Origin of the sequence: Amaricoccus macauensis, assembly GCF_049800915.1 — a bacterium.
GTDB lineage: Bacteria > Pseudomonadota > Alphaproteobacteria > Rhodobacterales > Rhodobacteraceae > Amaricoccus > Amaricoccus macauensis_A.
Genome location: NZ_JBNAFY010000002.1, coordinates 736,628 through 743,259 on the forward strand (window position 1 = coordinate 736,628; position 6,632 = coordinate 743,259).

The 6,632-nt window shown below is 57.7% G+C and carries 5 protein-coding genes (1 of these 5 cut by a window edge); all 5 read left to right on the forward strand.

The genetic code is table 11. The annotated features are described in order from the left end of the window. The first annotated feature begins 169 nt into the window (after positions 1 to 169). A complete protein-coding gene (gene rimP, locus ACP15W_RS07690; protein WP_424932299.1) occupies positions 170 to 730 on the forward strand; it encodes a ribosome maturation factor RimP in 561 nt (186 codons plus the stop codon). Further along, complete coding sequence (gene nusA / locus ACP15W_RS07695) at positions 727 to 2,373, forward strand: transcription termination factor NusA (RefSeq protein WP_424932269.1); 1,647 nt, start codon at positions 727 to 729, stop codon at positions 2,371 to 2,373. The genes rimP and nusA overlap by 4 nt, the downstream gene beginning before the upstream one ends. A gap of 25 nt (positions 2,374 to 2,398) precedes the next feature. Beyond that, on the forward strand, positions 2,399 to 3,061 hold the full coding sequence (locus ACP15W_RS07700) for an RNA-binding protein (protein ID WP_424932300.1): 663 nt from the start codon (positions 2,399 to 2,401) through the stop codon (positions 3,059 to 3,061). Positions 3,062 to 3,067: 6 nt separating this feature from the next. Then, a complete protein-coding gene (gene infB, locus ACP15W_RS07705; RefSeq protein WP_424932270.1) occupies positions 3,068 to 5,584 on the forward strand; it encodes a translation initiation factor IF-2 in 2,517 nt (838 codons plus the stop codon). A gap of 196 nt (positions 5,585 to 5,780) precedes the next feature. Then, on the forward strand, positions 5,781 to 6,632 hold the 5' portion of the coding sequence (msrP, locus tag ACP15W_RS07710; RefSeq protein ID WP_424932271.1) for a protein-methionine-sulfoxide reductase catalytic subunit MsrP. 90 nt of this gene lie beyond the right edge of the window; 852 of the gene's 942 nt are visible here — the first part of the coding sequence; the start codon lies at positions 5,781 to 5,783; the stop codon falls past the right edge of the window.

Consider the following 6,632-nt stretch of genomic DNA (forward strand, 5'->3'; position numbering starts at 1 on the left):
GCAGGCTGTCAAGATTGAGCTTGCATCCGCCGTTGCGCTTGCCTATATCCGCTTCCACAGCGGAGGGCTAAGGGTAACTTGGTCCACCCACGGGATCTTATGAACGGGCCGCTGGCCCGTTTTTTTTGTTGTGGAGATGTTCTTGGTCGACTTGGTTGCCAAAGCGGCAATGGATAAGCGCATAGCTCAGCTCGTGTCTCCCGTTATTGAGGGGATGGGGTTCGACGTTGTACGAGTCCGGCTGATGGGGGGCAAAACTGCCGTTCTGCAGATCATGGCAGAGCGGCCGGAGGGCGGCATCGAAGTCGAGGAATGCGCCAAGATCAGTCGTGCAGTCTCTGCTCTGCTTGACGTTGAAGACCCAATCTCTGGCGAGTATAACCTTGAAGTATCATCTCCGGGAATTGATCGCCCGCTGACGAGAATGAAGGATTTCGAGCGCTATGACGGTTACGCCGTCAAAGTCGAAACAGCCGAACTGATCGATGGCCGCCGCCGGTTCAAGGGTGTTCTGGAGGGTGTCGAGGGAAGCGAGATCTTGATCGCGATCCCGGAGGGAACGATCGGTCTGGATTTCGAAATGATCGCAGATGCCAAGCTTGTCCTAACCGATGAACTTATCGCCGAGAGCCTCGCGGCGCGGAAGGCGCAGGGGTTCGAACCCGAAGAACTGGATGGGTTCGATGAAATTAAATCTGATACCTCCGACGAAGACGAGGAAACAACATGAGCGTAACGTCCGCCAACAGGCTCGAACTGCTCCAGATCGCTGAAGCTGTTGCCCGCGAGAAAATGATCGACCCTGACCTCGTGATCGAGGCCATGGAAGATTCGCTCGGAAAAGCCGCGCGGTCACGCTATGGCGCGGAATACGACATCCGGGCAAAGATCGACCGCAAATCCGGCGATCTGGAAATGACCCGGTACCGTCATGTCGTTGAGGAAGTGGAGAACCATTTCACCGAGCTTTCGCTGGAAGATGCGCGCGAAATCAAGGCCGATGCGCAGTTGGACGACTACCTTACCGATCCCCTGCCTCCGATGGATTTTGGCCGTATTGCAGCTCAATCTGCTAAGCAGGTCATCATGCAGAAGGTTCGCGAAGCCGAGCGCCTGCGGCAGTATGAGGAATTCAAGGACCGTCAGGGCGAGATCATCAATGGTATCGTCAAGCGCACCGAATATGGAAATGTCATTGTTGATGTGGGCAGGGGCGAGGCAATTCTGCGTCGAGATCAGCTCATCCAGCGCGAAGCGTTTCGCAACCAGGATCGCGTGCGTGCTCTCATCCGTGAAGTGCGACATGAAACTCGTGGCCCGCAGATATTCCTGAGCCGTACTGCGCCGGAATTTCTCGCCGAACTGTTCAAGATGGAAGTTCCGGAGATCTACGACGGTATCATCGAAATCAAGGCCGTTGCGCGCGATCCGGGCAGCCGCGCCAAGATGGGTGTGATCTCATACGATAACTCGATCGATCCAGTTGGAGCCTGCGTGGGTATGCGCGGTAGCAGGGTGCAGGCCGTCGTCAATGAGTTGCAGGGCGAGAAGATCGACATCATCCCCTGGAATGAGGACCCGGCGACGTTCCTGGTAAATGCACTCCAGCCTGCAGAGGTCTCAAAGGTTGTCTTCGACGACGAAAGCGAACGGATTGAAGTCGTGGTTCCCGACGAGCAGCTTTCCCTGGCAATTGGTCGGCGTGGTCAGAATGTAAGGTTGGCGTCTCAGTTGACCGGCTTCGATATCGACATTCTCACCGAAGCGCAGGAAAGTGAGCGTCGCCAGGCGGAATTTGCCGAACGCACGCGTCTGTTTATGGAAAACCTTAACGTCGATGAGATGGTCGCGCAGCTCCTCGTTGCAGAAGGTTTTGCGACAATGGAGGAGGTCGCATACGTCGATATCGATGAGCTTTCGAGCATCGACGGGTTTGACGAGAGTACCGCTGAAGAACTTCAGGCACGCGCTCGTGAAAGCCTCGAGGAAATGAACGCGCGTGCGCTGGAACGGGCGCGAGAGCTTGGCGTTCAGCAGGATCTCTTCGATTTCGAGGGGCTGACGCCACAGATGATCGAGGCGCTCGCGGAAGATGGTGTGAAGACCCTGGAGGATTTCGCGACATGCGCAGATTGGGAGCTGGCGGGCGGTTATACCACCGTTGATGGCAAGCGGGTGAAGGACAACGGTCTGCTCGAGAAATTCGACATGGGACTGGCCGAGGCCCGACATCTCATCATGCGCGCCAGGCTGAGCGTCGGCTGGATCACTGAGGAAGAACTGGCAGCCGATCAGGAACCGGAGGCCGAGGAAACCGCCACGGACGAGGCAAGTGTCGAATCGGTCTTTGGTGACAGCCAGCCGCAAAGCTGAGAGAACTGGGAGGGCAGACACGAACGTGACGCGAGGGCGTAGTCAGAAAGATCATGCAGGAACGGAGCGGCGTTGCATTGTAAGCCGCGAGACGAGACCGAAGTCCGGTCTCATCCGTTTCGTTCTTGCTCCGGATGGCCAAGTGGCTCCGGATCTGGCCAGCAGATTGCCCGGCCGAGGTGTATATGTTGCACCCGAACGGGAACTTCTGAGGAGGGCCGTCGATAAATCGTTCTTCTCGCGTGCGTTCAAGCAAAAGGCCGAAGTTTCTCCGGAGCTTCCCGAACTGGTCGAACGGCTGCTTTCCCGAAGGCTGGTTGATCTTGTCGCGATGGCTAGGAAGGCCGGCGAGGCGGTCTGCGGGTTTCAGACGGTTCTGGAAACACTGAAGAGTGGCAAGGCCGTGCTTTTGGTGCAGGCGAGTGATGGCTCGGCTCGCGAAAAGGCCGAGCTTCGGCCGCCCAAAGGACCGGAGAACCGTATTTCATGCCTGTCAGCCAGTGAATTGGGCATGGCGTTCGGTCGTGATCGTGTGATACATGGCGCCGTACTGGCGGGCGGTCTATCTGACCGGATTAAACAGGATGCCCTTAGGCTCGACGAGTTCAGGGGCGAACGGAACCGCCAGGTGTTCGGTGACGAAGCTGGTGAAGGTTTGGCGGGGGAAGGCCTCCGCGAGAAAGGCTAAGACTTGATGACAGATACCAAGGACAGCGACCGCAAAGGCAAGACGCTCGGATTGCGCGGTGGTACCGAAACCAGCCACGTAAAGCAGAGCTTCAGCCACGGTCGCTCCAAGTCTGTGACCGTTGAACACAAGCGCAAGCGCGTGGTGGTGCCGAAGCAGGGCGGGGGTGGAAAGTCCCGTGGCGGCGTCGGTGGCCTCTCCGATACCGAAGTTGAACGCAGGCGCAAGGCGCTCGCTGCAGCACAGGCGCAGGAAGCGGAGCGCCAGCAGAAAGAGCGTGAGGCCGAGAAGGCCCGCGAAGAGGAACTCGCTCGGCTTCGTGCGGAAAAGGAAGCCGCCGAGCGTGCCGAAAAAGAACGTGAGATTGCGGAACAACGCGCGGCAGCAGAAGCCGAGCGAAAGGCAGCCGAAGAGGCCGAAGCGCAGAAGGCCAAGGAAAAGGCCGCTGTAAAGGCGAAGGCCCAAGGTGCGCGCAAGGAGAAGTCGCAGGTTGTCATGGATCCTGCCGCTGCCCAGGCTCAGGCCGCAAGGGCTGAGGCCGGTCGACCCACAGGCCCCAAAAAGGCCGACAAGCAAGGGCAGGACGAAAAGCGCGGACGCGGTGGCAAGGGAGGCGATGATCGTCGGCGGTCCGGAAAGCTGACCATTGCGAGCGCAACCGACGGCGAAGGCCGGCAGCGGTCGCTGGCGGCGATGAAGCGCCGTCAGGAGCGTGAAAAGCGGAAGATGATGGGGTCCGTAGGCGAGCGCGAGAAGGTCGTCCGCGAAGTAAAGGTGCCTGATGCAATCACTGTTCAGGAACTTGCCAACCGTATGGCAGAGCGAGTTGCCGCCGTTGTCAAGACGCTCATGCAAAATGGCATCATGGCAACTCAGAACCAGACAATCGATGCCGATACGGCTGCTTTGATCGTGGAAGAGTTCGGCCACAAGGTAGTGCGCGTTTCCGAAGCTGACGTTGAAGATGCGATTGTTCAGGTTTCAAGCGAGGACGAGACCAATCTCCAGCCGCGCCCACCTGTCGTTACGATCATGGGTCACGTCGACCACGGCAAGACGTCCTTGCTCGATGCGATCAGAAAGACGAATGTGGTGTCCGGTGAGGCTGGTGGAATCACTCAGCATATCGGGGCCTATCAGGTCAGAGCCTCCAATGGTGCGTTGATCTCGTTCCTTGATACGCCCGGCCACGCAGCCTTCACTTCCATGCGGGCCCGTGGTGCACATGTCACCGACATCGTCGTTCTGGTTGTGGCTGCGGATGACAGCGTGATGCCTCAGACTATCGAGGCGATCAATCACGCAAAGGCGGCAGGTGTTCCGCTGATCGTAGCGATCAACAAGATCGACAAGCCAGGTGCAGATCCCAACAAGGTGCGCACGCAGCTGCTCAACCACGAAGTTGTCGTGGAGGAAATGGGCGGTGATGTCCTGAACGTCGAGGTATCAGCGATTTCCGGCAAGGGTCTTGACCAGCTCTTGGAGAACATCGCGCTTCAGGCGGAACTACTCGATTTGACCGCAAACCCGGATCGTCCGGCGGAAGGCGCGGTTATCGAGGCCCAACTCGATGTTGGGCGCGGCCCCGTTGCGACCGTTCTTGTGCAGAAGGGAACACTCCGCCGAGGGGATATCTTTGTCGTTGGTGAGCAGTGGGGCAAGGTCCGCGCACTGATCAACGACAAGGGCGAGCGTGTCGATGAGGCGGGGCCCTCGGTTCCGGTTGAAGTTCTTGGTCTCAATGGCACGCCCGAGGCTGGCGATGTCCTTAACGTAGTTGAGAACGAGGCAAAGGCGCGCGAGATTTCTAGTTATCGCGAGCGAGTCTCCCGCGACAAGCGTGCCGCAGCCGGTTCGGCGACCACACTTGATCAGCTTCTTGCCAAGGCGAAAGCGGACGAGAATGTGCAGGAACTGCCCGTATTGGTGAAGTCTGACGTTCAAGGCTCCGCAGAGGCGATTGTTCAGGCACTCGAAAAGATCTCGACTGATGAGGTCCGGGTTCGTGTGCTACACTCGGGTGTCGGTGCTATTACGGAAACAGACGTGACCCTAGCGGAGGCATCCGGCTCCCCAATTATCGGCTTCAATGTTCGCGCGAATGCGCCCGCACGCGAAAGTGCGAACCAGAAGGGTGTTGAGATCCGCTACTATTCCATCATCTACGATCTTGTCGATGATGTGAAAAAGGCCGCTGCCGGCTTGCTAAGCCCGGAAATCAAAGAGCGCTTCATCGGCTACGCCGAGATCAAGCAAGTGTTCAAGATCACGGGTATCGGCAAGGTTGCAGGATGCATGGTCACGGAGGGTGTAGCCCGGCGCTCGGCCGGAGTGCGACTGCTGCGAGACAATGTGGTGATCCATGAAGGCAAGCTGAAGACGCTCAAGCGCTTCAAGGATGAGGTCAAGGAAGTCCAGGTCAGCCAGGAATGTGGCATGGCGTTCGAGAACTACGAGGACATCCGGGAAGGAGACGTCATCGAGATCTTCGAAACTGAAGAAATCGAGCGTACGCTTTCTTGATATCCAAGAATGTAGTCCCGCTCTCCTTGGAGGGCGGGGTTCATGCCAGGCCTGAGCCTCTTGGATTTAGGTCTTTACCGTTTCGGCTGTCTTGACCCACCTCCGAATCGTGAAAACGGCATTGTGAACAGGCGGATTGATACAAGTTCGGCCTGAGTTGCGTATCCTCGATATAAGAAGCAAAACGAGGATCAAAATGCATCGCTGGATGGGTCCGAGATTCAAGTATTCCGAGATCACGCCGAAAGAGGTCTACTTCAGTCGGCGGCAACTCCTTGCGGGGGCAGGGGGCTTGATAGCGGCTCACACCACTGGCGCCACTGCATCCGCCGCGACCTTTGAGACGTCACCAAGTCGTTGGTCGATTGATGATAGGCCAAATTCCTACGACGATATTACCAGCTACAATAATTTTTATGAATTTGGATATGACAAGGCTGATCCCAAGCGCCACGCGGGGCAGCTGACGACCGATCCCTGGTCCGTTGTGATTGATGGCAAGGTGCGCCGTCCGGGCACATATGGTCTCGAGGATATCGTCAAACCGGCAAGTCTCGAGGAGCGTATATATCGGCTCCGCTGCGTCGAGGCGTGGTCGATGGTCATACCCTGGGTAGGGTTTCCGCTGGCCGATGTACTCGCCATGGCCGATCCCGATTCAGGCGCGAAATACGTGGCGTTCGAGACCTTATACCGGCCCGAGGAAATGCCTGCTCAGCGCGGCGTTTTCCAATCGCTGGATTGGCCCTATGTCGAGGGGCTGCGGCTCGATGAAGCGATGCACCCGCTGACAATTCTCGCCGTCGGTCTGTATGGCGAGGAGTTGCCAAATCAGAACGGCGCACCATTGCGACTAGTGGTTCCATGGAAATATGGCTTCAAGTCTATCAAATCGATCGTACGCATCTCTTTGACGGATACGGAACCACCGACGACTTGGAACCTCCAGGCACCGCGCGAATACGGGTTCTATTCGAACGTCAATCCGGAGGTCAGCCATCCGCGATGGAGCCAGGCAACTGAGCGGGTCGTTGGAGGAGGGCTCCTG